At 65.3% G+C, this 23,699-nt stretch carries 26 protein-coding genes and 3 pseudogenes; 16 read left to right on the plus strand and 13 right to left on the minus strand.

Features of this window, described 5'->3' with window-relative positions; translation table 11 throughout:
* Positions 1-156 precede the first annotated feature (156 nt).
* Positions 157-357 carry a hypothetical protein gene (locus AB0L60_RS39640; RefSeq protein WP_364625143.1) on the minus strand — a complete coding sequence of 67 codons (201 nt, stop codon included), beginning with the start codon at positions 355-357 and terminating at the stop codon, positions 157-159.
* Positions 358-795: 438 nt separating this feature from the next.
* Between AB0L60_RS39640 and AB0L60_RS39645 the strand changes: the two genes are divergently transcribed.
* The gene (locus AB0L60_RS39645; protein WP_364625145.1) at positions 796-1,005 is read left to right on the plus strand and encodes a hypothetical protein; all 210 of its coding nucleotides are present in this window, start codon (positions 796-798) and stop codon (positions 1,003-1,005) included.
* Positions 1,006-1,153: 148 nt separating this feature from the next.
* Here AB0L60_RS39645 and AB0L60_RS39650 read toward each other — a convergent pair whose 3' ends face one another.
* Both AB0L60_RS39650 and AB0L60_RS39655 read right to left on the minus strand, forming a co-directional pair.
* Positions 1,154-1,300 (minus strand): hypothetical protein, encoded by a 147-nt coding sequence (locus AB0L60_RS39650; protein WP_364625148.1) that lies wholly within the window; start codon positions 1,298-1,300, stop codon positions 1,154-1,156.
* Positions 1,301-1,531: 231 nt separating this feature from the next.
* Positions 1,532-1,789, minus strand: a complete 258-nt coding sequence (locus AB0L60_RS39655; protein ID WP_364625150.1) for a hypothetical protein — start codon at positions 1,787-1,789, stop codon at positions 1,532-1,534.
* A gap of 498 nt (positions 1,790-2,287) precedes the next feature.
* Here AB0L60_RS39655 and AB0L60_RS39660 point away from each other — a divergent pair, with 498 nt between their 5' ends.
* Complete coding sequence (locus AB0L60_RS39660; protein ID WP_364625152.1) at positions 2,288-4,036, plus strand: GAF domain-containing protein; 1,749 nt, start codon at positions 2,288-2,290, stop codon at positions 4,034-4,036.
* A 189-nt stretch (positions 4,037-4,225) separates the two neighbouring features.
* Entirely contained in the window at positions 4,226-4,642 is a 417-nt protein-coding gene (locus AB0L60_RS39665) for a transcriptional regulator (protein ID WP_364625155.1), read from the plus strand.
* A 79-nt stretch (positions 4,643-4,721) separates the two neighbouring features.
* Here the strand turns inward: AB0L60_RS39665 and gcvH are convergent.
* Positions 4,722-5,098: pseudogene (gene gcvH / locus AB0L60_RS39670) on the minus strand (glycine cleavage system protein GcvH).
* Between the two features lie 252 nt (positions 5,099-5,350).
* Between gcvH and AB0L60_RS39675 the strand changes: the two are divergent.
* Positions 5,351-5,896: an RICIN domain-containing protein gene (locus tag AB0L60_RS39675; RefSeq protein ID WP_364625158.1), complete on the plus strand. Its 546-nt coding sequence runs from the start codon at positions 5,351-5,353 to the stop codon at positions 5,894-5,896.
* Between the two features lie 693 nt (positions 5,897-6,589).
* On the opposite strand, the gene AB0L60_RS39680 is transcribed toward AB0L60_RS39675, so the two are convergent.
* A complete protein-coding gene (locus tag AB0L60_RS39680) occupies positions 6,590-8,029 on the minus strand; it encodes an amidase family protein (RefSeq protein WP_364625161.1) in 1,440 nt (479 codons plus the stop codon).
* 181 nt (positions 8,030-8,210) lie between these two features.
* On the opposite strand from AB0L60_RS39680, the gene AB0L60_RS39685 reads away from it, so the two are divergent.
* The gene (locus AB0L60_RS39685; protein WP_364625164.1) at positions 8,211-8,903 is read left to right on the plus strand and encodes a FadR/GntR family transcriptional regulator; all 693 of its coding nucleotides are present in this window, start codon (positions 8,211-8,213) and stop codon (positions 8,901-8,903) included.
* Between the two features lie 46 nt (positions 8,904-8,949).
* On the opposite strand, the gene AB0L60_RS39690 is transcribed toward AB0L60_RS39685, so the two are convergent.
* Positions 8,950-10,125 carry an MFS transporter gene (locus tag AB0L60_RS39690; RefSeq protein WP_364625167.1) on the minus strand — a complete coding sequence of 392 codons (1,176 nt, stop codon included), beginning with the start codon at positions 10,123-10,125 and terminating at the stop codon, positions 8,950-8,952.
* Positions 10,126-10,730: 605 nt separating this feature from the next.
* Between AB0L60_RS39690 and AB0L60_RS39695 the strand changes: the two genes are divergently transcribed.
* Positions 10,731-11,561: an acyl-CoA thioesterase domain-containing protein gene (locus AB0L60_RS39695; protein WP_364625301.1), complete on the plus strand. Its 831-nt coding sequence runs from the start codon at positions 10,731-10,733 to the stop codon at positions 11,559-11,561.
* A gap of 110 nt (positions 11,562-11,671) precedes the next feature.
* Here AB0L60_RS39695 and AB0L60_RS39700 read toward each other — a convergent pair whose 3' ends face one another.
* The 3 genes from AB0L60_RS39700 to AB0L60_RS39710 form a co-directional block, all read right to left on the minus strand.
* Positions 11,672-11,875 carry a hypothetical protein gene (locus AB0L60_RS39700; protein WP_364625303.1) on the minus strand — a complete coding sequence of 68 codons (204 nt, stop codon included), beginning with the start codon at positions 11,873-11,875 and terminating at the stop codon, positions 11,672-11,674.
* A gap of 81 nt (positions 11,876-11,956) precedes the next feature.
* Positions 11,957-12,925, minus strand: coding sequence for a class 1b ribonucleoside-diphosphate reductase subunit beta (gene nrdF, locus AB0L60_RS39705; RefSeq protein WP_364625170.1), 969 nt, complete (start codon positions 12,923-12,925; stop codon positions 11,957-11,959).
* Positions 12,922-13,566: a superoxide dismutase gene (locus AB0L60_RS39710; RefSeq protein ID WP_364625173.1), complete on the minus strand. Its 645-nt coding sequence runs from the start codon at positions 13,564-13,566 to the stop codon at positions 12,922-12,924. Before AB0L60_RS39710 ends, nrdF begins: the two co-directional genes overlap by 4 nt.
* Positions 13,567-13,678: 112 nt before the next feature.
* Between AB0L60_RS39710 and AB0L60_RS39715 the strand changes: the two are divergent.
* Positions 13,679-13,813 (plus strand): annotated as a pseudogene (locus AB0L60_RS39715) (transposase); the annotation flags it as partial.
* 207 nt (positions 13,814-14,020) lie between these two features.
* Here AB0L60_RS39715 and AB0L60_RS39720 read toward each other — a convergent pair.
* Entirely contained in the window at positions 14,021-14,365 is a 345-nt protein-coding gene (locus AB0L60_RS39720; RefSeq protein ID WP_364625176.1) for a hypothetical protein, read from the minus strand.
* A gap of 35 nt (positions 14,366-14,400) precedes the next feature.
* On the opposite strand from AB0L60_RS39720, the pseudogene AB0L60_RS39725 reads away from it, so the two are divergent.
* The 5 genes and pseudogenes from AB0L60_RS39725 to AB0L60_RS39745 form a co-directional block, all read left to right on the plus strand.
* A pseudogene (locus tag AB0L60_RS39725) lies at positions 14,401-14,604 on the plus strand (macro domain-containing protein); the annotation flags it as partial.
* An 824-nt stretch (positions 14,605-15,428) separates the two neighbouring features.
* Positions 15,429-15,719 carry a transposase gene (locus AB0L60_RS39730; protein WP_364625179.1) on the plus strand — a complete coding sequence of 97 codons (291 nt, stop codon included), beginning with the start codon at positions 15,429-15,431 and terminating at the stop codon, positions 15,717-15,719.
* 223 nt (positions 15,720-15,942) lie between these two features.
* On the plus strand, positions 15,943-16,371 hold the full coding sequence (locus AB0L60_RS39735; RefSeq protein WP_364625182.1) for a hypothetical protein: 429 nt from the start codon (positions 15,943-15,945) through the stop codon (positions 16,369-16,371).
* Positions 16,372-17,242: 871 nt separating this feature from the next.
* Entirely contained in the window at positions 17,243-17,473 is a 231-nt protein-coding gene (locus tag AB0L60_RS39740; RefSeq protein WP_364625185.1) for a hypothetical protein, read from the plus strand.
* A gap of 453 nt (positions 17,474-17,926) precedes the next feature.
* The gene (locus tag AB0L60_RS39745) at positions 17,927-18,805 is read left to right on the plus strand and encodes a DJ-1/PfpI family protein (RefSeq protein ID WP_364625187.1); all 879 of its coding nucleotides are present in this window, start codon (positions 17,927-17,929) and stop codon (positions 18,803-18,805) included.
* 313 nt (positions 18,806-19,118) lie between these two features.
* Here AB0L60_RS39745 and AB0L60_RS39750 read toward each other — a convergent pair whose 3' ends face one another.
* Positions 19,119-20,057 carry a helix-turn-helix domain-containing protein gene (locus tag AB0L60_RS39750; RefSeq protein WP_364625190.1) on the minus strand — a complete coding sequence of 313 codons (939 nt, stop codon included), beginning with the start codon at positions 20,055-20,057 and terminating at the stop codon, positions 19,119-19,121.
* A 198-nt stretch (positions 20,058-20,255) separates the two neighbouring features.
* Between AB0L60_RS39750 and AB0L60_RS39755 the strand changes: the two genes are divergently transcribed.
* The 4 genes from AB0L60_RS39755 (at position 20,256) to AB0L60_RS39770 (ending at position 22,095) form a co-directional block, all read left to right on the plus strand.
* Complete coding sequence (locus tag AB0L60_RS39755) at positions 20,256-20,945, plus strand: DJ-1/PfpI family protein (RefSeq protein WP_364625192.1); 690 nt, start codon at positions 20,256-20,258, stop codon at positions 20,943-20,945.
* Between the two features lie 69 nt (positions 20,946-21,014).
* Complete coding sequence (locus tag AB0L60_RS39760) at positions 21,015-21,332, plus strand: hypothetical protein (RefSeq protein WP_364625195.1); 318 nt, start codon at positions 21,015-21,017, stop codon at positions 21,330-21,332.
* Positions 21,329-21,799 carry a hypothetical protein gene (locus tag AB0L60_RS39765; protein ID WP_364625198.1) on the plus strand — a complete coding sequence of 157 codons (471 nt, stop codon included), beginning with the start codon at positions 21,329-21,331 and terminating at the stop codon, positions 21,797-21,799. Before AB0L60_RS39760 ends, AB0L60_RS39765 begins: the two co-directional genes overlap by 4 nt.
* A complete protein-coding gene (locus AB0L60_RS39770; RefSeq protein ID WP_364625200.1) occupies positions 21,796-22,095 on the plus strand; it encodes a hypothetical protein in 300 nt (99 codons plus the stop codon). The genes AB0L60_RS39765 and AB0L60_RS39770 overlap by 4 nt, the downstream gene beginning before the upstream one ends.
* 139 nt (positions 22,096-22,234) lie before the next feature.
* Here the strand turns inward: AB0L60_RS39770 and AB0L60_RS39775 are convergent, their stop codons facing one another.
* Together AB0L60_RS39775 and AB0L60_RS39780 are read right to left on the minus strand one after the other, a co-directional pair.
* A complete protein-coding gene (locus AB0L60_RS39775) occupies positions 22,235-22,768 on the minus strand; it encodes a dihydrofolate reductase family protein (protein WP_364625203.1) in 534 nt (177 codons plus the stop codon).
* Position 22,769: 1 nt separating this feature from the next.
* A complete protein-coding gene (locus AB0L60_RS39780) occupies positions 22,770-23,693 on the minus strand; it encodes a helix-turn-helix domain-containing protein (protein WP_364625206.1) in 924 nt (307 codons plus the stop codon).
* Positions 23,694-23,699: the final 6 nt, after the last annotated feature.

Consider the following 23,699-nt stretch of genomic DNA (forward strand, 5'->3'; position numbering starts at 1 on the left):
ATCCGCGACATCAACGAATCCAACTCGGCCACAACACGATCCAACACCACACAACACATCTACCAGCACCTACTCACACAGGTGTCGTTGCAGTACTAGTCGAATCCGTACCCATCATTGGGCACCATGTGAAGTTGCGCGTAACCGGTCCGATGGTCAGGCCGTGCCGGCGGGGAACAGGGCACGCGGTTCGAGGTCCAGGCAGGTGACCGGCTCGCCGTCGGGTGGGGTGAGGTTGAGCACCCAATCGCCGAAGCGGCTGATCGTGCGCGTTACGTACGGGGTGATCGTCGCGAGATCATCCGGATCCACCGGATTGTCGGGCATTTCGCTGGTGAGGCACGGGTGATGATTCACGTGTTGCGGACCGAAGCCCGCGGCGAGGGCCGGCAGTCCCTGGAGCCGCTACAGCCCCGGCACCAGGGGCAGCGGGGAGGGGTTTACGCGACAGTTGATTCCGCAAGGTCACCAGTGCCCCTCAAAATCAGGGCCGCGCCGGACCCGTTTGCCCATAGCGCCCAGATCCCTTCCTGGAATGATGAATTCCACAACACCTGTTGCCATTGCTGCTACGCTCCAGCAAGCCGCTGACCTGCACCGAGACCTTCGCTCGACTTACGCAACCTGGGGTCCCGGTAGTAACCGTGCGAAAAACAACGACAATGGCTTGACCAGCAATGATGGTCGGACCGCGGTCGTGGTCAGCGATGGGGGGTTTCCTTGCTGCCCAGTACAGGGGCTGGCAGACTGGCGCATGCTTGGTGAATCGAGGAGACGAGGTCGCTCGGGCTCGCGGTGCCACGGCGGGCCTGGCTGTCGGGTGTCGTGCTGGGTTCGGCCCTGGCGGTCGCCGTCATGTCGGCGCTGATCGTGGATCCGCAGGCGAGTGTGCCGCAGCCGGACGGATTCGCCGGTGCCGCAACGCTGCTCGTGCTGGTCGTTCCGGCGCTCGCCGGTGCCGGGCTGGGTGGCCTCATCGGCCGTCGTCGAGCGGTGCATCCCTGACCGCGAGGCACGGTCCTCTTACTACGCAGGGCGCGCCCGGAAAACGATCAGTCGTTCTGCGGGACTTCGACTTCTGCGAGAGTGCGCTCCAACCTCGAGCCGCGCCAGGAGCGGTGACGCAGTCCGGTCGCGGTAGGCGAGATCTCGGTCATGACACCGATCGCTGGAACTGCGGGGCCGAGATGTGCTCGGCGCTCATGACACTGTCCCACCAGGAGGCCAGCGGGCTCGGGTCCGGCCAGATGACCTGTTCCTGACGCTGATTGCTGATGGGCGGGACAGTGGTGTCACTCATGTGGATGATCCTCCTGGCGCACAGGACGCTTGTGATGGGGCAGCCACCACTTTGTCGCTGCTGTTCCACGATCGCACGGCAAGCAGGCCCACCACAGGAGCCGAAAGTCCGCGCTCGGGCTCCCGTCCGTCACACGGTGCACACCGACGAAGCTCGCGCTTCGCCGTGCCGCGGCCGCGCTCGCCGAAAGCTACGCACCGATGTGCCCACCGGCTGATCCATGAACTGAGTTCAGCCGATGAGCGAGGACGCGACCGGACCAAGGCTGTCACGGTCCTGCGATAGGCGTTGGCGGGCAAGGCGTTCGCCGAGTTCGGGCATGGCACCGACTGGGCTGCCGGCCAAGTCGGACAGGCTCCATCGCAGTACCGATTCCACCTGCCGGCGCGGTGTGGTGTTCCCGAACTCGACGCACAACCGTGCGACGGTCCGCGCGAACATTGCGGCATCGATCGTCGGTGTCGGCTCCAGCTCACCAATCATGATCACGGCTACAGGCTGCTCGGCATACCCACCCCCGCAGCAGAGTCGAAAGACTTCACACCACCTGCCTTGGCCACCAGGGTCCGCGACCGCGCGAAAACCAACTGATATGGCCGTAATCCGCTGGTAGGTGGAGTTCTTTTCGGTTGGGCTGCGTGTCCGGGCGGTTTTGTGCTCGGCTTGTCTGTGGCGTATCCGCACAGGGACAGTCCAGGTTTGATCGGACGCCGACGATGGTGACCTGGAAATCGGTGCGGACCAACGGGATACCGCAGACGGCGGTGTCGTCACCGAATTCGCCGGTGCGGCCGAGGGCGTCGGTCACGGCTTCCAGCCCGCCGCGATCGCGACCACCGGGCACTGCTGCGCGGCGGCCAGGCCGCTGGTTTCCAGCGAGGAGGTGTTCACCCGAGATTGGTTCGTACGGCCCAGCAACAAAGTGGCCTTGGACCCTAGACTGGTCTACCGACCAGCTGTCCGGTCGAGGAAAGGGGTGCTGCCGTCATGTCAGATTCGACAGACGCTCGCAACGACCACGGTTACGCCGGCGCCGGCGGTGGCACGATTCGGGAGACGTTGTCACAGCTGCGGTTACGGGAACTGCTCGCCGAGGTGCGTGACCGCATCGAGCAGATCATCGACGCCCGCGACCGGGTCGACGGCCTGGTGGAGGCGATGCTCGCCGTGACCGCGGGCCTGGATCTGGAGGACACCCTGCGCCGGATCGTGCGCACCGCGATCACGCTGGTAGATGCCCACTACGGCGCGCTGGGGGTACGCGGCCCCGACGGGCAACTGGCCCGGTTCATCCACGAAGGCATCGACGCCGACACCGCCGCGGCCATCGGGCACCTGCCCGAAGGCAGAGGCGTGCTCGGGTTGCTGTTCGCCCAACCCAAGGCGATCCGCCTGGACAATCTGGCCGATCACCCCGACTCGGTGGGATTCCCGCCCGGGCACCCGCCGATGCGCAGCTTCCTCGGCATGCCGGTGCGCATCCGCGGGGAAATCTTCGGCAACCTGTATCTGACCGAGAAGGCCAACGGGATGCCGTTCACCGACGACGATGAGGTCGTCGTCGCCGCGCTGGCGGCCGCGGCCGGTGTCGCGATCGACAACGCCCGCCTCTACGAGACCGCGCAGGCCCGGCACGCGTGGATCGCGGCCACCCGCGACCTCACCACCGCCTTCCTGGCCACCACCACCCCCGACACCGTGCTCGGACAGGTCGTCGACCGGGTCCGTACCCTGTCCGACTCCCAGTACGCGTGGCTGGCGGTCCTGCCGGACCCGGACCTGCCCGCCGGCGAGGCCACCGAACTGGCCATCGCCGAATGGTCCGGGCCCGGCCCCACCCACCGCGGCGAGCAGATCCCGATCACGGGCACGATCCTGGCCCGAGCACTGGCCTCGGCGACACCACTACACCTGGACACCACCACAGACGCCGATGCCGAGCAACTGCCGATCGGAGCAGGCCCCGCGCTGGTGCTGCCGCTGCACACCGGCGAGGCCACCCTCGGGCTGCTCGTGGTCCAGCGCGGCGACACCCGCCCCTACACCCGCGAGACCGCGGAGCTGACCGAAGCCTTCGCCGGCCAAGCCGCACTGGCCATGCAACTGGCCGCAGCCCAACAACGCATGCGCGAGCTGGATGTGCTCGCCGACCGCGACCGCATCGCCCGCAACCTGCACGACCACGTCCTGCAACGGTTGTTCGCGATCGGCATGGCCGCCCAGGGCACCGCCGCCCGCACCCGCAACCCCGAGGTCCGCCAACGTCTCAGCGACCACATCGACGACCTGCAAACCGTCATCACCGAGATCCGCACCTCGGTGTTCGACCTGCACGCCGGTGAGGGACCCACCCGGCTGCGCCAACGCCTCGACGAGATCATCCGCCAGCACACCGCCGACACCAGCCTGCACACCAGCGTCCGCGTCACCGGTCCCCTCGACGTCGTCGACGCGGCACTGGCCGACCACGCCGAAGCCGTCGTCCGTGAAGCGGTCTCCAACGCGGTCCGCCACTCCGGCGCCGACACCCTCACCGTCGAACTCACCGTGAACGACGATCTGGTGATCGTCGTCGAGGACGACGGATGCGGCCTGCCCGACGGGCTGACCCCCAGCGGCCTGACCAACCTCGCCCACCGAGCCCACACTGCCGGCGGACACTGCGAACTCGGCCCCGCCACCGCTGCCGGACCCCACGGGCCCGGCACCCGCGTGCACTGGTCGGCACCGCTGTAAACCCAACTATGGGTTCACAACCCCCAGCAGGCCCGGACCTGCGGGCCGTGCAGCGCGATTCCCGCAGTTCGTCGGGGTTCCGGACTGGTAAGGCCGCGTCTTCAAGTGTCGACACGATCGGGTCTTGTCCTTCCCGTTCACGACGAAACCGGGGGGTCGTTTCCAGATTCACCACAGAAGGGATGAGTGTTGCCCAGTCCGTTCGCACGCCGACTCAACACCTTGTTCGACCAGTGGGAACACCGCCACGGACGGTCACTGTCGAATGCGGACTTCTGCAGGCAACTCGCCGCGCGTGGGCACCCGGTCTCCAAGCCCTACCTTTCCCAGCTGCGCTACGGCCGCCGCGCCAACCCCGCACCCGCCCTGGCCTCGGCCATGGCCGAGTTCTTCGGCATGGAACCCGACCACTTCAGCCACCCATCCGCCCCCGACGCACCCGACCCCGCCACCCTGGCAACGCAATTCAGGACACCGGGTTTGCGGCGGCTCGTCGCCACCGCCACCGGACTCTCGGCCGAGTCGCTGGACCTACTCGCCGACATCGCGACCCGATTGCGGCACGTCGAGGACCTACCCCCCGACAACCACAGCGCCCAGCCCTAGCACCATCTGCACAACGGCGCGGAAACAACGATGTTCGACATACCGCCCTATCGCTACATCGGTGTTCGGAAGACGATGGTCAGCCGACCTTCCTCGCGTATTCGGCGGCGGTGAGCAGGCGGTCGGTAGAGGCACCCGCCGCCAGCCTGATCCTGTACAGCCACGTGCCGTACGCGTCGGCGTTCACTTCCCCGGGAGAGTCGACGGCGTCGGCGTTTGCGCGATGACCTCACCGGTGGCCGGGCTGTAGATCTCGGAGACGACCTTGACCGATTCCAGGACGCCGACGGCCTCACCAGCCGTGACCTGCTTGCCCACCGCGGGCAGCTGAAGGAACACGATGTCCGCGAGCGTGTTCTGGACGGGGTCGGTGAAGCCGATCGTCAGCGTGCCATCTGCTTCGGTGCGCACCCACACGTGGTCGTCGGTGTACTGGAGGTCGGCAGGAACATTCACCGACGAGGACGCGATCAGCGGTGTTGCCCGGCGGCGCCTTCCCCACCCGTCAGCAGGACGCCTGGTACGGGAAGCACGGCGTCAAAACGACGATGCCCGACATTGTCGAGTGCGATCGGTCGGGCCGGGCGCATGAGGTTGTTAAGGATCTTGAAAGCTGGCCTGGATACTTTCGCTTCGCGTCGGACGGAAGATGTTCGGCTACAACGGAAGTCGCTCCAGGATGTGGGATGCGATGCGGAGGGGAACGATATGAAGAAGTCGCGTGTTACTCGAGTGGGTCAGTCGGCGGACGATTCGTCGGCGCAGCGGGGAAGTCGGCAGCCGGTGCGGCTGCTCGGGACAGGAGCCGCGCTGGCCGCCGCGGCAATGGTGATCTGCGCGCCGTCGGCCTCGGCGGCGAGTATGACGCTGGTCAATGGGCTCGTTCAGGGCACGTGTCTGGATGCGCAGACGATGGACGGTGTCACATTGACGGGGGTCGCTCAAGTCATCACCTGCAACAGTGGGCCCGCGCAGCAGTGGATCAACGGATCCGCCAACAGTCTGCGAAACGGCCTCAACCCGGGTATGTGCCTCGACGCGCAGACAATGGACGGCATCTCCCTGACCGGAGTCGCTCAAGTCATCCCGTGCAACGGCGGCCTCGTGCAGGAGTGGTTCACCGGCCCCGGCAACACTCTCCACAATGGCCTCGACGGAGCCATGTGTCTGGACGGCCAAACCCTCGAAGGCAGAACCCTCACGAGCGTCGTTCAGGTCATCCCGTGCAACGGTGGACCCGCGCAGCAGTGGTGACCGCGGGCTGAACACTCGAACCAAATTCCTGCCGATTCCCGCTCAGGCCGGGCTGTTCGGAAAACGATCGGCAGCCGAACGCGAGAAGCCCTGCGCGGCGGTACGGCGTTCCCGCAGGAGGGAGCGTTCGGAAATCCGTCCGTATGGGGTCAACCCAGCGCCATACTCCGACCTGCGCCGAAAAGTGCGACTCGCAGCGGTAGATGGCAGTGTTGTCGCACCCCTCAGGTGGCGCCCGGCGCCTGAGGGGTGCGGCGCAGAACGTCCGCTCATGCCGATTACACGATGTTCACGCTAGGGGCCCGATGAGCCGATGGTGGCGTCCATATCTATGGATCCTGGGCAGGGTTACGGCATAGGTGAACCCGACCGATAGACATGCACCTGTGTCTCCGCCAGCGTGGCCAGCTCCAGAAACCGTTCGACCTTGTCGGTACTCAGGAATCCAAGAGTGTAGCCATCGCCACCGACATAGATCCCAACCAGTGAGACTCCAAGTTCCAGGCAGCGATCGGCCAAGGGCCACAAGAAGTCTTGGAGATCGCTCGAATCCCAATCCTGGATGGTGCTCCAGTCCCACCAATCCCAGGTCAATCCATGCGGATAGGTCGGAAGGTCCTGCAAGTAATCGCGGTGATCTCGCGAGGGCGACGCCCGGGGGCCTGGTCGCGGCCCCGGGCGCGCGCCTTGGATTCAGGGCTGTGCAGCAGAAAGGGGCGGACGGTGCTGCGACCATGGCCGTAAGCGCTCGAATGCTGCTGCCGCACTGAGTACTTCGAGGTCGGCTCGGATGCGGCCGGCGATCTGCAGGCCGACTGGGAGGCCTGTGGCGGTGAAGCCGACGGGGACCGAGATCGCAGGAGCGGTGGTGAGGTTGAACGGGTAGGTCAGTAGCCAGCCCATCAGCTGTTGTCGCAGGGGCGTTCCCGTGAGCGAGTCCGGACAGAACTGATCGGCGGGGAATGCGGGTACGGCGGTCACTGGGGTCACGAGGTAGTCGAAGTCCTGCATGAAGTTGGTGTACTGGTCGACCATGTGGCCGCGGGCGGCGTCGGCGCGTTGGATCTGCCGGGCGGTCAGACGGTCTCCCGCGTGCATGAGTTCGATCAATTGCTCATCGACGCGGCCGGTTTCGCGATCCCAATCGGTTACGTCGAGCATTGCCGAATAGAAGGGCGCCCACAAGGCCTCCCATGCCACCTGGTCGGGGGCCTGCCAGCCCGGATCGGCTTCGGCCACGGTGCAGCCGGCGTCGGCGAAGGCGCTCAGCGCCTGTTCGCACAGGGCCCGGACCTCGGAATCGACGTCGCTGCAGCCCAGATCTGGTGACCAGGCGATACGGGCGCCCGCGATGTCGGCATCGAGGGCCGACAGGTAGTCGATATTCGAGTCTGGAAGCGAAAGCGGGTCTGCCGCATCGAATCCGGCCATTGTGTTGAGCATCAGCGCGGCGTCGCCGACGGTGCGGGTGATGGGGCCGTGGAATACGAAGTTCACAAATCGGCCCGCGGTTCGGGTCTGTGGGATTCGTCCCAGTGAGGGCTTCAAACCGACGACGCCGTTGAGCGCGGCGGGAATTCGGATCGAGCCGCCGCCATCGGTTCCCTGTGCGAGCTGGCCCAGGCCCGCGGCGACGGCCGCGCCCGCGCCGCTGCTGGAGCCGCCCGCGGTCATGCCCGGGTGCCACGGGTTCACCGTGGTGCCGTAGAGATGATTGGAGGAAGTGGCCTTGTATCCGGCTTCGGCGACATTCGTTTTGCCGAGGAACAGTCCGCCCGCGGACTTCAAACGCGCCGCGACAGGTTCGTCGCGCTGCGCCACGACTCCACGTTGGGCGACCACGCCCGAGGTCGTGGGCGTACCCGCTGCTCCGCAGACTTCCTTGAGGCTGTAGGGAATACCGTGCAGCGGCGATATCGGCTCGCCCCCTCCGGCCAGCTGCTCGGTGAGCGCCTTGGCATCACGCAGGACCCGGTCCGGATCGTGATAGACGAAGGCATTCAACAGCGGATCCACCCGCTCGATACGCCGCACGACGACTTCGGCCACATCCAGGGGCGACACCTCCCGCGCAGCGATTCGCGCGGACAGTTCTACCGCCGACATCCAGCACAGCTCTTCGTTGTCGGACATGTGGATTTCCTTTCTGAGTGATATTCGAACTGTACAACTCCTCAGATGACCTGATGTGTTGTACGAAGGGGTCGCAGATCTGCGACCAGGTCAAGCGAGCAAGCATCCCGTAGAGTCATATGAGGACCAGAGGAATTGCCGGGCCGTCTCACATCGAGGCGCGAAATCGAGGAGGTCAGCGTTGTCGGTACGCCCCGTGCAGCACTCCTCGCTGGCCACGCAGGCCAGCGTGGAGCTGTCCCGCCTGATAACCAAGGGTGAGTGGCCGGTGGGGTCCCGCTTGCCCAATGAAACCGAGCTGAGCCTGCTGCTCGGGGTTGGGCGTTCGACCTGCCGGGAGGCCGTTCGCGCCCTGATCGCCTCCGGACAGCTGCAGTCCCGCCACGGGTCGGGAACCTACGTTTTGTCCGCGACCCCCGTGTCGGAATTCGACCGGCAGTTGCGCCGCTCCAACGTCGACGAGGTCTACGAAGTCCGATTGATGCTCGAAGTCGAGGCCGGTCGCCTGGCCGCCCGGCGCCGGACCGGCCGCGACCTCGAGGAGCTGGAAACCGCTCTGCGGCAACGTGAGTCGGCCGCCGATCACACGACCTTCATCGAAGCTGACTTACGGTTTCACACTGCGGTGGTGGCCGCGGCACACAACACTGTTCTCACCACCGTCTACAGCTCACTGCGCGATGCGTTGCGGTCCACCGCCGAGGAGGTCGTCGAGACCGCGGTGTTCGGTGACTCCCGCTCGTCCCAGCGTGACGCCAAAGCGCACGCCGACCTTTTGGCCGCGATCGAAGCGGGTGACGTGCGCGCCGCGGGGACGGTCGCTCGACGGCAGATGACCTGTGCACTGCGAGCACACTCGAGTCGGACCGCGTAGCCGGGCCGGAATGGGCGGCGAGCGAAACTGCCTGGCGCGGAACGCCTCAACGTTCGGCGACGATTTCGAGTTCGCGGTCCGTCTCGGCAGCCGAGGCGAATTCGTTCTCGGGCACGCGATCACGCAACGTCCACGCCACCGCCGAGGCGGCGAGCAGTACGGCGACCGATGCCGTGATCGCGACTCGCGGTCCGGAATGATCGGCCAGTACCCCGAACACGGGAGACATGACGCCACCGACCGACATCGCCAAGCCCAAGGTGACGCCACTGGCGGTCCCCGGACGGTTGGGCAGATAGTCCTGAGCCAGAGTCACCTGCGGAGCGAACGGCAGGAACATCGCGATACCCGCCACCACGACCGCCACCAGGGCCACTGTCGTCGACGGAGCGCTCGCCAACCCCAGTAGCGCCACGGGCGCCAGCGCGAATCCCAGTCGCACCGCGGCGATCCGCCCCCACCTATCGGCGACCAGGCCACCCAGCAGCGTGCCCACCGCATCGCCGATCGTGAACAGCGACAGCCCAAGTGCGGCAATGGATGTCGATCCACCCAGAACGTCGAGCACGAAAGGCGAAACCAGCGTCAAGGCCGTCACGTACGGTATCGACCAGCACACTGTCACCAGCACCAGCCTCGCGAAAGCACCCCAATCGTCGACCAGAGCCGACCGAGCCACCGCGACACACTCGTTCAACGGCGTCACCAGACTGTAGCCGCGCAGCCGAGCCCACGATCGTCGCGAAACCCACATCACCGCGACTACCAGCGCGGGTACCGTCAGCAGGACACTTCCCGGCAGCCCCAACCGTCCCACCACCAGCGTGACGAACGGCGGCGCAAGCGCCGCACCCACCGTGCCGCCGACCGAGAAGGCGCTCATCGCGACCTGTGATCGACCACCGGCGGCACGCGCCTCGTTTGTCGCCGGCGGGTGATACGCGGCGATGCCGATACCCGCTGCCGCCATGCACAACCAGGTGACCCAATAGCTCGACCCGAGCCCCGCCCCGGCGATGCCCGCCGCAGCCAGCAGAAACCCGCCCGGGATGAGCCATCCACGATGTTTCCGGTCGACGACCATCCCGAAGATCGGCTGCACCACACTCGACAATCCCGTTGCCGCCAAGGTGATTCCGGCTACCGCCGAATAGCTGTACCCGCGTTCGACCATCATGAACGGCAGCAGCGCGGGCACCGCGCCCTGATACAGATCATTCACCGCATGGGTACCCGCGAGAAACGCAACTTGACCTCGCTTCAAAACAACTCCTCAGAACATCGCGCCACCTTGCGCTGCGGACATACGTGCCCACAAGGAACAGGAAAAGCGGTGTCAACCAGCGGACCACGCCGCGCCCGCCCATCAAATTACTCAGGTCATCTGAGGACTTTGACGCTAGCAGGCCTCTTCGCTCGAAATAAGGCCCACCTCACGCGATGTGCCGGAGGTCACATTCCATCCGTGCAGCCGCGTGTCAGGATCCTGATCGCCGTGCCACCCACAGTGGTCGTCGAGCTCGATGGGCAGATCATGCTGTGCGACTGAACGACTGACGGCCACTCCCATGCTCACTCTTGGCGGCCTGCTCGTCGACCCCGGGCTGTTCGCAGCGGGACGTACGGCCGTCGGCGACTGCTCCAACTCATACGCGAGCGGTCCGTCGCTGTACCGACTGCATCTTCTCCGGTCGCCGCGCCGGCACGAGAAGTGTCCAACTGAGCCGCATGGCCTAGCCGCCCCGGGAAAGCTGTCGCTCGTATCAACAGTATGTTATTAGCTTAGGAAACAATTGATCAACTGGATGGGACGGAGTCTCGGCTTTGGTGGATGTACCCGCGTATTTCGATGAAGTGGACGGCGGGTTCATGCCTACGCGGTCGGCGGTGAGCGCATGGTCCGCTGAGCAGGTTGTGGGTCCTGCTCTGACCGGTCTGCTCGCCCGGGAGCTGGAACGCGAACACGCCACCGATGGCTTCGTGCCGGTGCGGCTGACGGTGGACCTGTTCAGCCCCGCTCGGCTCGACCACACCACCACGCCGACCGTCCGGGTGCGAGATGGCAGACGCATACGTGTCGCTGACGTCTCCGTGGTGCAGAACGGGGTGGTGGCTGCCCGTGCCTCTGCGGTGCTGCTCCAGCCGTCGCAACAGCCGCCGGGCGAACTCTGGCATCGTGCGCGCGAGCCGAAGCCGCCGTCACTGAAAGTGGCTCCGACCTCGGAGCTGCCGCAAGTGCCGCTGTTCAGCAGTGGCGCGGACGAGGAAAGCTGGTCGACCACACCGACCGATCATGAGAACGCCGAACGGAAACGAACCTGGCAGAACCCGATTCGTGTCGTCACCGGCGAGGAACTGACCCCGTTCGCCCGCGCCGCGATCGTCGGCGAGGCCGCCAGCATGATGACCAACTGGGGCGACAAGGGCATCGGTTTCATCAACACCGATATGACACTGGCGCTTTCGCGAATGCCGGAAGGCTACGAGATCGGCGTCGAGGCCGACAGCCACCTCAGCGAACACGGTTTGGCCGTCGGCGTGACGACCCTGTTCGACCGCCACGGCTCCTTCGGCAGTGCCATGGTGACCTCGGTATCCAATGCGGGCCGCCAGATCAGCAATGCCCAGCTCGACGTCGCGGTGACCGCGCACATGTGAGGCTCGGATCCATTGCCGGACCGAGATCGTGACGCACCGCTCTGGATTGGCGCGACGCAGGTCAGCGGGAACAGAGAGTCCGCTGACCTGCTTGGTTTCGCTGTAAGGGCTCACGCTGAGTTCGACATAGAGCGGTGCGCCGGCATTCGATACGCCGGCAGCGGGTCGTTGTCCCCGTGGCCCTCGAGCTCCCGCGAAGCCCACAACCTCAAGTCGTCGGACCCGGTGACGGCACCGAGCATGAGGCACTTCCTCAGCAACCCCGCCAGGGGTTCGTGTTCGTCTCCGACGTGGTTTCGAAGATCGCGGAGCAGACCGGCATCAGCCGTGGGGGAAACTTGCCACTACCGGCCGCCGAAACACCGTGCACACCCCGCGGACAGGCTCGGCGGGGGTTAGAAGTCCCAGTCTTCGTCTCGGGTGGGTTGCTGGGCTCCGATGACGTAGGAGCTGCCGGCGCCGGAGAAGAAGTCGTGGTTTTCGGCTGCTCCGGGGTCGAGGGCGGACAGTAGTTCGGGTGCCACGCGGCAGTCGCCGGGTTCGAAGGCGGGTGGGTAGCCGAGGTTGGCGAGGGCTTTGTTGGCGTTGAAGCGCATGTAGGGCAGGACGTCGGGGGTCCAGCCGACGCTGTTGTAGAGGTCGTGGGCGTAGTCGACTTCGTTGTCGTAGAGGGTGTGCATGAGGTCGTAGGTGTAGTCGCGGTGGTCGCGGCGTTCGGTGTCGGTGAGTGCGGCCAGTCCGCGCTGGCATTTGTAGCCGATGTAGTAGCCGTGGACGGCCTCGTCGCGGATGATGAGCCGGATGATGTCGGCGGTGTTGGTGAGTTTGCCGCGCGCGGACCAGTACATCGGCAGGTAGAACCCGGAGTAGAACAGGAACGACTCGAGCATGACCGAGGCGGCTTTGCGTTTGAGCGCGTCGTCGCCGCGGTAGTAGTCGACGATGATCTGGGCCTTGCGCTGCAGGTGCGGGTTGGTTTCGGACCAGTCGAACGCCTCGTCGATCTGGCGAGTGGAGCACAGGGTGGAAAAGATCGAGCTGTAGCTCTTGGCGTGCACCGATTCCATGAACGCCATATTGGTCAGCACGGCCTCCTCATGAGGTGTGGCGGCGTCGGCGATCATCGATACCGCTCCGACGGTCGCCTGCGCGGTATCGAGCAGGGTGAGCCCGGTGAACACGCGCGTGGTCAGCCGCTGTTCCTCTGCAGTCAGGGTCTGCCACGAGACCAGATCATTGGACAGCGGTACCCGTTCGGGAAGCCAGAAGTTCCCGGTCAGCCGGTCCCATACCTCGGCGTCCTTGGGGTCGGGTAGCCGGTTCCAGTTGATCGCGTGCACGCGATCGACCATCCGCCCGCTCATGAGCGGACCCCGCCGTCGGGGACCAACAGCCCGCTGTGGCGGCCCTCGCACGCCGCCGCGAAGCGCTCGCTGACATCAGCCCAGTTCACCAGAGACCACAACCGTTCGATGTAGCCGGTTTTGACGTTGCGGTATTGCAGGTAGAACGCATGTTCCCAGGCGTCGAATACCAGCAGCGGGGTGCTGGTCGGCGCCACGGTGATGTGATGGTCGTGGATCTGGTGCACGACCAGTCGCGCACCGAGCGGATCCCAGGCCAGCGCACCCCAACCCGATCCTTGCACGCTTGCGGTGGCGGCGGTCAGCTCGGCGCGGAAGGCGTCGAAACCACCGAAGAACTCGTCGATCGCGGCGGCGAGTTCACCGTCGGGCCGGTCGCCGCCGTCCGCGGACAGGTTGGTCCAGAACATCGAATGCAGGCTGTGCCCGGCGAGATGGAAGGCCAGCGTCCGTTCCAGCCCGGGAAGCTGGGAAAGATCGCGCGCCTGGCGCATCTCGGCGAGCTGCTCCAGCGTCGTGTTCGCGCCCTTGACGTAGGCGGCGTGGTGCGCGCTGTGGTGCAACTGCATGATCTCGCCGCTGATCACCGGTTCCAGCGCACCGTAGTCGTAGGTCAGATCGGGCAACCGGTACACGGGCATCGCAGGATTCTCCTCACCTGAACAGGTCTTCGGTCGACGTCCGGCACGCTAACTTGAGTTCGGCTATCCGAACAAACTAGTTTGGACTGCCTGTTCCGCTGTCGGAGCGGCAGCGACAGTGGTCAACGTGCATTGCTTGATCGCCACCAGCGTCAACAACGACGGCGACCCCGAAATCCTTGGCCTAACTTCCGGTGAAGACGGGGCCGGTCGGCTGGCGTTCTTCCGCGACCTGGTCGCCGGCGGCTGCCATCGAAATTCCTTGGCCGGTAAGGCTTTTCGTTCGATCGGTGCCCGGTGGGATGAACTCTGGGGGTCGACCTCGATGGAGGCCGTCGAAGCCCTCACCCGCGCCGGTTGGCGCGGGTGGACCGGGATAGGAAGGATCGTTCGTCCCGTTTTGTGTGCTCCACACTCCACGATTGCGGTTCCCTGGAACGAATCAAACGGTGGTTCAGCTCATGCGTATCGGGAAGCTCGCCATCGCCGCGGTCCCCGCGTGATCCTCGGTGATTTGGTGGCAGGCCATCTTGCCTCGGGCGTGCGCGGCGCGGTCGATTTCGCGCGTCGCCGCCTGAGCGGGGACTACCGGCTCGACGAGTTCGAACTCGACGAGCAGCTGCTGGAGTCGCTGATCCTGATCAAGCCCATTGCCGGGCCGAGCGTTGGCCGGGTGGGTATTGGTCAGCGACTCAGCGACTGGACGCCACTCGCAGTACTGGCCATTCCGGGCCATCGCCGCGTGCCGCTCGAACTGGGGGCGGTGCGGGACGCCTCGCGCCGAGCGTGCAAAGCCCACCTGAATGGCTCCGACTGGGGGCAACCTATCGGGCGCTGGCCCCCTGCTACCGCGAATGCTTGTGCGTGGCAGACGAATTCGGGGTGGCCACCGTGGCATCCCCGGCCATCTCGGCCGACGTGTACGGCCGGCCCATGGATGACGGCGCCGGCATCGCCATCGAGACCGTGCGCGTCGCCGAGACCCGGGTGCGGGAGGTGCGGTTCCAGCGCGGCGGCGATATTGGCTGGGCGAGGTGAGCTGGGCGCACCTGCTGCGCGCCGACCTGGTCACGCTCACCGGGCCCAGCGGGCTCCGGCGCGCCTTCCCGACGTGGTTCTCCGGTTATCTGCTCGCCGCCGAGACCGCCTGATCAGTGCATATGGCGAACACTGTTGGATCTTCGGCGAGTCCGGAACCCCTGTAACAGCCATCAGTGATGAATCGCGTGCAGTAGCTCTCTGCTCGTCTCGATGCACCGCTCGGTCGCCTGCGCGCACAAGCGGCAATGCTCATGCGCCTCGGCATGAACGCCACACAGCTGTCGGCTGCGTTCACACGCCAGCAGACACGCCTCGAGCTGCGCACTGATCACACTGGTGTCCGAGCCCGAATGTCGGGTAAGGAGTCTGCGCGTGGCTGCCACCACATCCGCACAGTCCAGATCGGCGGCCACCGCCGTGATCAGTGGGCCCACATTCGGTTCCGACAACATGCCCGCCGCACAGGCGGTGACGGCTTCCTCGCATTCCAGCAGAGTGTCCACACCGGCCGCGATTTGTGCACCGCTGAAGCCGCTTCGGATATTCAAGCTCTCGAAGAGTTCATGAGTACGAGACATACCGGCCTCCCGTATGGAGCTGATTGGTGTTCCTCATTCTCCGCCGCAGACCAACGTTCCGAAACACCGCACGCATTTGTGGCGGCGGTCAGTCGATGTGTCGGGTTCGGGTTGCCAGCGGCGCTCGACCTTGGGCGAATTCGCCCGAAATTGGGGCGAAGGGGACCGTGAGAACGGGACTGCTGCATGGACAGGTGACAACCGAGTTGGCTTGCCCGATGGGCGGGCCGGAAGGATGCCACTGTGCCCAAGCCGTATCCCCGTGAGTTCCGCGACGTCGTGCGTGTCGCTTGCAAACGCGATGCCGGGGTGACCCTGGAACGGATCGCCGCGGATTTCGGGGTGCATCCGATGACGTTGTCGAAATGGATGCGCCAGGCCGATGTCGACGAGGGAACCAAACCGGGCACCAACACCAGCGAGTCGGCCGAACTGCGGGCAGCGAAACGCCGAATCCGGTTGCTAGAGCAGGAGAACGAGGTCCTCAAACGGGCTGCCACCTATTTCGCGCAGGCGGACCTGCCGGGAAAATGACTCTTCTATGGGGTGCCGTCAAGCGGTCTCCATGGCGGATTGCAGTTGTCAACATCGAAGACCTGGACCTGGCCGGGCGCTGCTGCCCGGTGAAATCCAAAGGCGCCACACCACGCACCCCCCGTGACACGCAACAAGTGGGTGATCTGGCGAGGGCATCACACGGAACGGTGGGTGCGATTCGCCGATGGGCAGTGGTACGCGGCGGTCATCTTTGCCGCCGATGCCGCCGGAATCCCTTACCGGTGGCATCGCTACCCGCAAGTGGGACGACTGGGGCCGCTGGATCGGCGAGATCCGCGCCCAGGGCTACGACACCCGGGTCGTCGCGTTCAACTCCATGCACGCGATGCCGCGCCGCTGCCGCCGCGCCCCACAGTCACGGGACCGCCTGTATGTGGCGCACTGGCTGAAATCGCTGGGCCGCCAACCCGACTGGAACAAGTGGCTACGTCCCCACGCCTACTGCCCGACCTGCGACCGCGTCGTGGACGCCGTGCAGGTGTTCAAGGACCCGACCAAGGACATGGGCCGCTACGGCAAGCACGGCCAATACGTCTACCGGTGCCCGGCCATCTCGTGCCGCAACCAGATCGTGGAGCCGTTCACCGCGCGGGTGACGGAGGTCCGGTCCTCCCAGCTCATACCGTAGGTAGCGTCACCCGGCCCCGGGTTGTAGACAACGTTCTTGCTGACCTGGTGCATGTCGCTGAAGGTGTACCAGTGGCGGGCGATCTTGGCGATAACCGGGCGACTGACGGCGCCCATGCGATGCGCCAGCCGCTCCTTGTAGGGGCTGTGGGTTACGTCCACCTCGGGGACGCTGCTCGCCGGCTCTGCCCTCCAGTTCTTCCGCTGGGTCGACACGACGGCCGCCGAACACGGTGTGCCGCTGCTCGACAGCAACGCTCGCACCGCGGTGGGCGGCGATCCCGGCGAGGACGAGGCCGCCGACATTAGCGACGTGGTGTCCTTCGGCATATTTGACGCGTACGCCAGGCCGAGAAATGGCAGCCCTCCGCACGGCGGTACCCGGCCGCCACCGATGCCGAACCGATTGGTATCTATCCGGAAGGCGAAACAGAATGAGCGGCAACAGAATTGATCAGCGCGTCGTCCACACCGAGTACAGGTAACGTGACCGAATCGTCTGCGTTGCGGCAGTTGATCCTGCAGTTGCCGGCGCCGGTCGTCGCCTGGACGGCTCGGCTACACCCATGAGCAGACCGCCCGCCTGGCCGCCGAGGCCGGCCGGCAGTCCTTGGAGCCGCTACGGCCCCGGCACCGGGGGCAGAGGGGGGGGTTTACGCGACAGCTGATTCCGCGAGGTCACCGCACAGGTCAGCCTGAGTTCGCCCATCAGCCGTTCCACGGGTGCAGCGTGCCACCTTGATGCCACCCGGTTCAAGGCCGTTCAAGGCCGGCCACACCTTGCGCGCCCCGTGCACACGACCGCATATCATTGACTCGCCAAAGCACGAGACACTAACGCAGTTAGGGGTTGCGCGATGGATCCTATGAACGTGGACATATTCGCTGATGCGAAAGAAAATGAAGCCTTTCGTCGTGTTGTAGCGACAGGCCAGCATAGCCAGGTCGTGTTGATGACCGTCCCGCCGGGCGGTGACATCGGCGAAGAGGTGCATCACGTTGACCAAACGTTGGTATTCGTCGAGGGTGACGGTTCAGCAATCATCTCCGGTGAGACCACACCGATTCACACTGGAAGCCGCATTCGTCCCGGCTGGAACTAAGCACAACTTCGTTAACACAGGCTCGTCGCCCCTTCGGCTATTCACGATCTACGCGCCGCCACAGCACGCGCCTGGCACGGTGCAGCAGACCAAGGCCGACGCCGAAGCCGCGCAGCATTAGCGAAGGTCCTGAGACGACACACGACAATTGGTTCCCGGAATTCTTGAGGGGCACTGGAATAGGCCCATGAGGTCCTGCCCGTTCCTGCGTGCGGAAGGTGTTCGGGCTGGTGCGCTTGAAGGCTGGCGACCCAACTCGGTCACAACACGATCCCGCACGGTGGCCAATTGTCATTGTTGAATCCGTGATCACTTGCTGACGGTTCTCGCCGATCGAAGTGGAAGCCAACTGCCGGGAAGTCCAGTTGGGAGGAGGGCTGTTTGGCGCTAATCCGTCGAATCGTGGCAGTACAACCCATAGCGGCTCTGGTGCGCTGGTGACTGAATGAACGCATGACGGTTGATCATGACAGTGGAAGCTCCGGCAACACACCCCTCAAGCGGCGCGCGGTGCTGGGCGGCGCCATCGGAGCGGCAGGCGCTGCCACACTCGGATGGGGTGGCTACGAACTGCTGAACAAGCCCGAGAACAGCACAGCTGCACAAGCGAGCGAGCCGACGCCGCTGTCTGGTCCCACCGATAGGCGCAAGCTCGAGATCGCCATCCTTGTCGCTCCGGGCTACTGGCCGGTGGACATCGTCAGTGCGTACACGGCATTCGGCATGATGCCGGGCGTGAATACACATCTCGTTTGGAAAAACACAGACGAGGTGGTGATAGGCGTACCAACCTTTCCGACACGACCGACCACCAGCTATGAAAATTGTCCTCACGACTTGGATGTTCTCTACGCAGGCGCAACCAGCAGCACCAATTTCGAAGATACTCAGACTCTCGAATTCCTGGCTGACCGCGGTGCCCGAGCCCGCTGGATCGCAGGTTCGTGTACTGGTCCCCTGCTTTTGGGGGCGGCAGGTCTGTTCAAGGGCTACCGGGCCACCGCGAACTTCCAAGCTGTGCACCTGCTGCCCTATGTAGGTGCGATTTATTCTCCCGGCAACGTGGTTGAGGATCGCAATCGCATCACCGCAGGTCCTGCGACGGGAGGTTTCGAGATTGCGGTGCGGCTGATTCAAATCCTATACGGCGATGAAGCGGCACGTGAGGCTATCCTGCAAGCTGAATACGCGCCTGCTCCTCTTTTCAATGTGGGTACCCCGGAGCTGGCTGGGCCGGAACTGACCGCCCGAACGAAGGCGCGCACAGCCCCGATGATCGGCTCATTGCAGGAGGTCATGAAACGCGTCGCCACCAGGCTGCACGTGTCCTGAGATCGTGGGAACGCAATCTCGTTGCTGATCCCAGACCCGCAATTCGTCATCTTCGAATTCGATAGTGGCAACGGAACACCGATCCCGGATTTGGCACGTTTTTACCTGATTGATGATCCATTCCAAATACGCTCGCACGCTCGATAGTATGCCAATGGACACATAGGTCTGGATTGGCGTTCCGTTGACAATCGGTGCGGATCCGGCGCAGGCCCGCAGGCCTGTGTATCGGGCGGAACGGGGAGCGGTCGTCGCCGACCTCGGAGAGCGTAGCGACCAATGCCGAATCGACGGCGGCTCCGGGTCGCTAAGTTCAGCTGAAAGTGCGCCGGTAGGTCTGCGGGCTGACGCCGGTGGTGCGCTTGAAGCGGTCGCGGAAGGCGGTGGATGAGCCGAAGCCGACCTGGCTGCTGATGCGTTCTACGGAGTGCTCCGTGGTTTCGAGAAGGTGCTGTGCTTGGCGGATGCGAGCTCGATGAAGCCATTGGAGCGGGGTGGTCCCGGTCTGGTCGCGGAAGCGCCGGATCAGGGTCCGGGTGCTGGTCCCGGCCCGCTCGGCGATCTCGGCGAGGGTGAGGTCGCGGGCCAGGTTTTCCTGTAGCCAGGCGAACAGCGCCTCCAGCTCGGAGCCCTGCGGGGTGGGGACGTGGTCGTGGACGATGAACTGCGCTTGTCCGCCCTCGCGTTCGAGAGGCATCACCGACAGGCGGGCGGCGTGAGCGGCGACAGCCGAGCCGTAGTCACGGCGAATCATGTGCAGACACAGATCCATACCCGCGGCGGCGCCGGCCGAGGTGAGGAACTGACCGTTGTCGACATAGAGGACGTCCGGATCGACGTCGATGTCGGGATGGGTGGCGGCCAGAAGCCCGGCCGCACGCCAGTGGGTCGTGACGCGCAGCCCGTCGAGAAGACCGGTGGCAGCCAGCGGGAAGGTACCCGCGCAGATGGAGGCGATCCGGGTGCCGTCAGCAGCGGCCGACCGCAGCGCCTCACAGACGGCGGGCGAGAGCGAGGCAGTGGGATCGGTGACGCCCGGCACGATGACCGTGTCCGCGTCCCGCAGGCCCTCCAGACCCCAGGGAGCGCGAAGGGTGAAGGCTCCGGCGTCAATCTCGTCGTGCTCGGCGCAGACCCGAACCTGGTAGCCAGGTCGCCCGTCGGGCAGGCGGGTCCGTGAGAAGACCTCGATCGGGGTGGACAGGTCGAACGGTATCACCTGATCCAGCGCGAGAACGGCAACGGTATGCATGGCGAGAACCTACCTCCCCATCGGATTGAGTGAACCCCGGCCAATGCCTCGGAAGCTCCATATCAACGCAGTTCAAACCGACTGGGGAGGTGTTGGCATTATTCCGTTGGAACCTGTCACTAGTGCCACTGGGCGATCATGGCGGCAGCCTGTTGACTTCGGAGCGTCCGATAGAAATCGACCCCGAGGGAATCATCCATGCACATCCAAATTGTCCTGTTCGACGGCTTCGACCCACTCGATGTCATCGCCCCCTACGAAGTGCTGTACGCCGGCGGCTCGGCGTCGGGCGGCGCGGTAACCGTCGAACTGGTCACCGCGGAGGGCCCTCGCGAGGTGATCAGCGGCACCGGAGGACTGGCGCTGTGCGCCTCCGGCAGCCTCGATCTGGAGCGGGCGGACATCATTGTGGTGCCCGGCGCTTCGGGCCGCGTGGGCGAACCCGGCGAGGTCCCGGAAGAAGAAGTGGGCGCCGGGGAGTGGAAGCAGGACGAGTTCATCCCGGTGCTGCTGGGCCGGACGCTGACCACCGAGCTGCCCGCGCTGCTCGAGCAGGCGATGAAAGACCCGAACATCACGGTCGCCACCGTCTGTGGCGGTTCGCTGGTGCTGGCCATGGCCGGTCTGCTGGAGGGGCGTCACGCCACCACCCACCACATGGGCCTGGACATGCTCGACGCCACCGGCGCCCACGCGGTCGCTGCCCGCATCGTGGACGACGGCGACCTGATCACCGGCGCCGGCGTCACCTCCGGGCTCGATCTGGGCCTATACCTGCTCGAGCGCAAGGTGGGTCCCCGCATCGCGCACGCCGTCGAGGAACTCTTCGCCCATGAGCGGCGTGGCACCGTCTGGCGCGCCCAGGGTCTGACACCCGCCACATTCTGAGCAGTCGGCCCCTCGCAGATCAGCTGCTCCGCTCACCATCCCCATTGCACAGTCAGGAATCACATCACCATGTCCGTGGTAGGCACCTGGAACATGTCCATCTCCACCCCCATCGGCAAGATCAAGGCCGTTGTCGAACTCCGTGAGCACGACGGCATTTTGACTGGCGTCGCCCACGGCGCCGGCGAGGACGTACCACTCACCGATATCTCCCTCGACGGAGGCCGGCTGACCTGGAAGCAGGCCATCACCAAGCCCATGCGGCTGAACCTGGCATTCGACGTGACCGTCGACGGCGACAGCCTCCGGGGTACATCCAAGGCCGGCCGCCTGCCGTCCTCGAAGGTCACCGGCGAACGCCAGACCGCCCCGGAGCACCAGCCGTGACCAAGTTCCTTCTGTCCGTGCACGTCCTGGCCGCCATCATCGCCATCGGTCCGGTCACCGTCGCCGCGAGCATGTTCCCCGCCACGCTGCGCCGCGCCCTCGGCGACCCCGGTGACAGCGACGCCCGCACCACCCTGCGGACGCTGCACCGCATCTGCCGGATCTACGCGGGCATCGGCATCGCGGTTCCCGTCTTCGGCTTCGCCACGGCCAGCAGTCTCGGCGTCCTCGGCCACACCTGGCTGATCATCGCGATCCTGCTGACCGCGACGGCCGCCGCCGTACTGGCACTGCTGATCCTGCCCGCCCAGGACCGAGCCCTGGCCGCGACTGCAGGTTCCGCGTCGCCGTTGCCAAGCGCCTTGACGCCGGGCCGCCTCGCCATGCTCACCGGCATTTTCAACCTGCTCTGGGCGACGGTCACCGTACTGATGATCATCCGTCCCGGCTCCACCACGGGAGCATGACCATGCACCTCCAGCCTCCGCGCCACCTGCGCATCGCGGCTCACGCCGAGCTGATCTCGCTGATCATGATGCTGGCCAACCTGTTCACCGTCCACCTCGAGCCCATCTCATCCTTGCTGGGCCCCACCCACGGCTGCGCCTACCTGCTCGTCGTGATCACGACCTGGCGCCTCGAACAGGCTCCGGCCGCCGCCAAGGTCCTGGCCCTCGTTCCGGGCGCCGGCGGACTGCTCGCGCTGCGACAGCTCGACCATGTCGCTGCGACCCGTCAGACGGAAGACATCGTCCCCTCATGAAGCCTGTATCACCGAGTCGGCGCCGCCGATGACGGCCGCGCTCATCGCAACCACGCCAAACGCGGCACGAATCACGTTGCGCGACAATTTGTATGCCACATTCCGAAATCCTTACCGCGATGAATGGGGTGGTGGGGCGTCAGCGCACGACCGAGTAACGCACGCAGGCGAATTCGCCGTTATGGGCGACTTCCGTGGTCTTCAGTTCGAGACGGCGGGGAAGCAGGGGTGCGCCCGCGCCCAGCGTGACGGGGGCGATGGAGACGATGATTTCGTCCAGCAGGCCCTGATCGGCGAATTGGCCGACCAGCTCGCCGCCGCCCATCAGCCAGAGGTCTTTGCCGTCGGCGGCCGCGGCCATCTCCTTGTGTACGACCTCCACCGGCTTCGAGGTCGATCGGACGTCGCGGCCGTCGTCGAAGGCCGGGAACTCGCGATGGGTGAACACCCAGGTCGGCATGTTGTAAGGCCAGGGCTCGGTGGAATTCTCATTGATCCATTGATAGGTGCTCGAGCCCATGGCGATCGCGCCCGCGCCAGCCGCGAACCGGTTCAGTCCCAGCGGGCCGTCCCAGTCGACCTGCCGAGACAGCAGCCAATCCAGGTTGTGGTCGGGGGTCGCCAGGAATCCGTCCAGGCTGGTAGCGGTGTGGTAGACGGTCTTGAAGGTCACGTCATCCTCTCTGGTGTAGCCATTCGATGGGATCGCCGTCTCCGATTTCGGTTCCGGCGATGGATAACTCGGTTCGCAGCCAATGCCGTACGAGATACCTGCGGTGGGTGGAGTAGCTGAGGATGTGGGCGATCACGCTGCCGATGACGAAGCTCTGCGGCGGCTCGCACAGCGCATCGATCAGGGTGTCGTCCCACCCGCCACGCCGGGTGAGATCGCGGATGGTATCCAGCCACCGAACCGCTACGCGCTCATGGCGTTTCACCAATTCCGGGAGGGCGTCGTCGGCGTCCGTCGGGATGTCCTCGCCGTCGATCGCGGCCAGCCACACCTCCTTCGACTCGATGAGATGGGCGAGCACGGTGGCAATGGATTCCTCGGGCCCCCGGAACGACTCCACCAGCAGGCCCGCAAATCGCACCCGCCGGTACTGCGATTCGTCGAGTTGCGCTGCCATACTGAGGAGTTCGCGGGTGTCGTCGATATCGTGATGGATCAGCAGGGTCGTGGGATCCAGCACGGCCTGTTCTTTCGGCGCACTCGTCACCCACAGCGACATGGGCGGGTGAAAGTGGATGCCATTGCTCGTGGGCAACCACCGTCGGCGCTCGTCCGCGGGAGTCAGGCTCGGCGGATGTCCGAAGGCGGCGCTGAACGCGCGGCTGAAACCCTCCACTGAGTCGTACCCGGCCGCGAACGCGACGTCGGTCACCGACTTACCCGTCGACAGCTCCCACGCCGCCCGCTCCAGCAGCACCCGCCGCTTCAGCGCCACCGGCGGCTCGCCGGTACCGCGCGAGAACTGCCGGGTGAAATGGAACGGCGAAACGAAGGCATCAGCCGCCATCGCACCGAGCGTGGTGTTGTTCTCGTCCAGCACCGCGTCGAGCAGTTCGCGTAGTCGATCTCGTCCGGTCTTGGCCACACGACG

This window comes from Nocardia sp. NPDC051981, from assembly GCF_040680715.1.
Classification (GTDB): domain Bacteria; phylum Actinomycetota; class Actinomycetes; order Mycobacteriales; family Mycobacteriaceae; genus Nocardia.

Excerpts from the sequence above, each read along its gene's own strand:
- AB0L60_RS39650 (WP_364625148.1), bottom strand. The coding sequence starts at position 1,300 with ATGAGTGACACCACTGTCCCGCCCATCAGCAATCAGCGTCAGGAACAG.
- AB0L60_RS39660 (WP_364625152.1), top strand. The coding sequence starts at position 2,288 with ATGTCAGATTCGACAGACGCTCGCAACGACCACGGTTACGCCGGCGCC.
- AB0L60_RS39675 (WP_364625158.1), top strand. The coding sequence starts at position 5,351 with ATGAAGAAGTCGCGTGTTACTCGAGTGGGTCAGTCGGCGGACGATTCG.
- AB0L60_RS39680 (WP_364625161.1), bottom strand. The coding sequence starts at position 8,029 with ATGTCCGACAACGAAGAGCTGTGCTGGATGTCGGCGGTAGAACTGTCC.
- nrdF (WP_364625170.1), bottom strand. The coding sequence starts at position 12,925 with ATGAGCGGGCGGATGGTCGATCGCGTGCACGCGATCAACTGGAACCGG.
- AB0L60_RS39710 (WP_364625173.1), bottom strand. The coding sequence starts at position 13,566 with ATGCCCGTGTACCGGTTGCCCGATCTGACCTACGACTACGGTGCGCTG.
- AB0L60_RS39735 (WP_364625182.1), top strand. The coding sequence starts at position 15,943 with ATGCCGCCGGAATCCCTTACCGGTGGCATCGCTACCCGCAAGTGGGAC.
- AB0L60_RS39745 (WP_364625187.1), top strand. The coding sequence starts at position 17,927 with ATGACGGTTGATCATGACAGTGGAAGCTCCGGCAACACACCCCTCAAG.
- AB0L60_RS39750 (WP_364625190.1), bottom strand. The coding sequence starts at position 20,057 with ATGCATACCGTTGCCGTTCTCGCGCTGGATCAGGTGATACCGTTCGAC.
- AB0L60_RS39755 (WP_364625192.1), top strand. The coding sequence starts at position 20,256 with ATGCACATCCAAATTGTCCTGTTCGACGGCTTCGACCCACTCGATGTC.
- AB0L60_RS39760 (WP_364625195.1), top strand. The coding sequence starts at position 21,015 with ATGTCCGTGGTAGGCACCTGGAACATGTCCATCTCCACCCCCATCGGC.
- AB0L60_RS39770 (WP_364625200.1), top strand. The coding sequence starts at position 21,796 with ATGACCATGCACCTCCAGCCTCCGCGCCACCTGCGCATCGCGGCTCAC.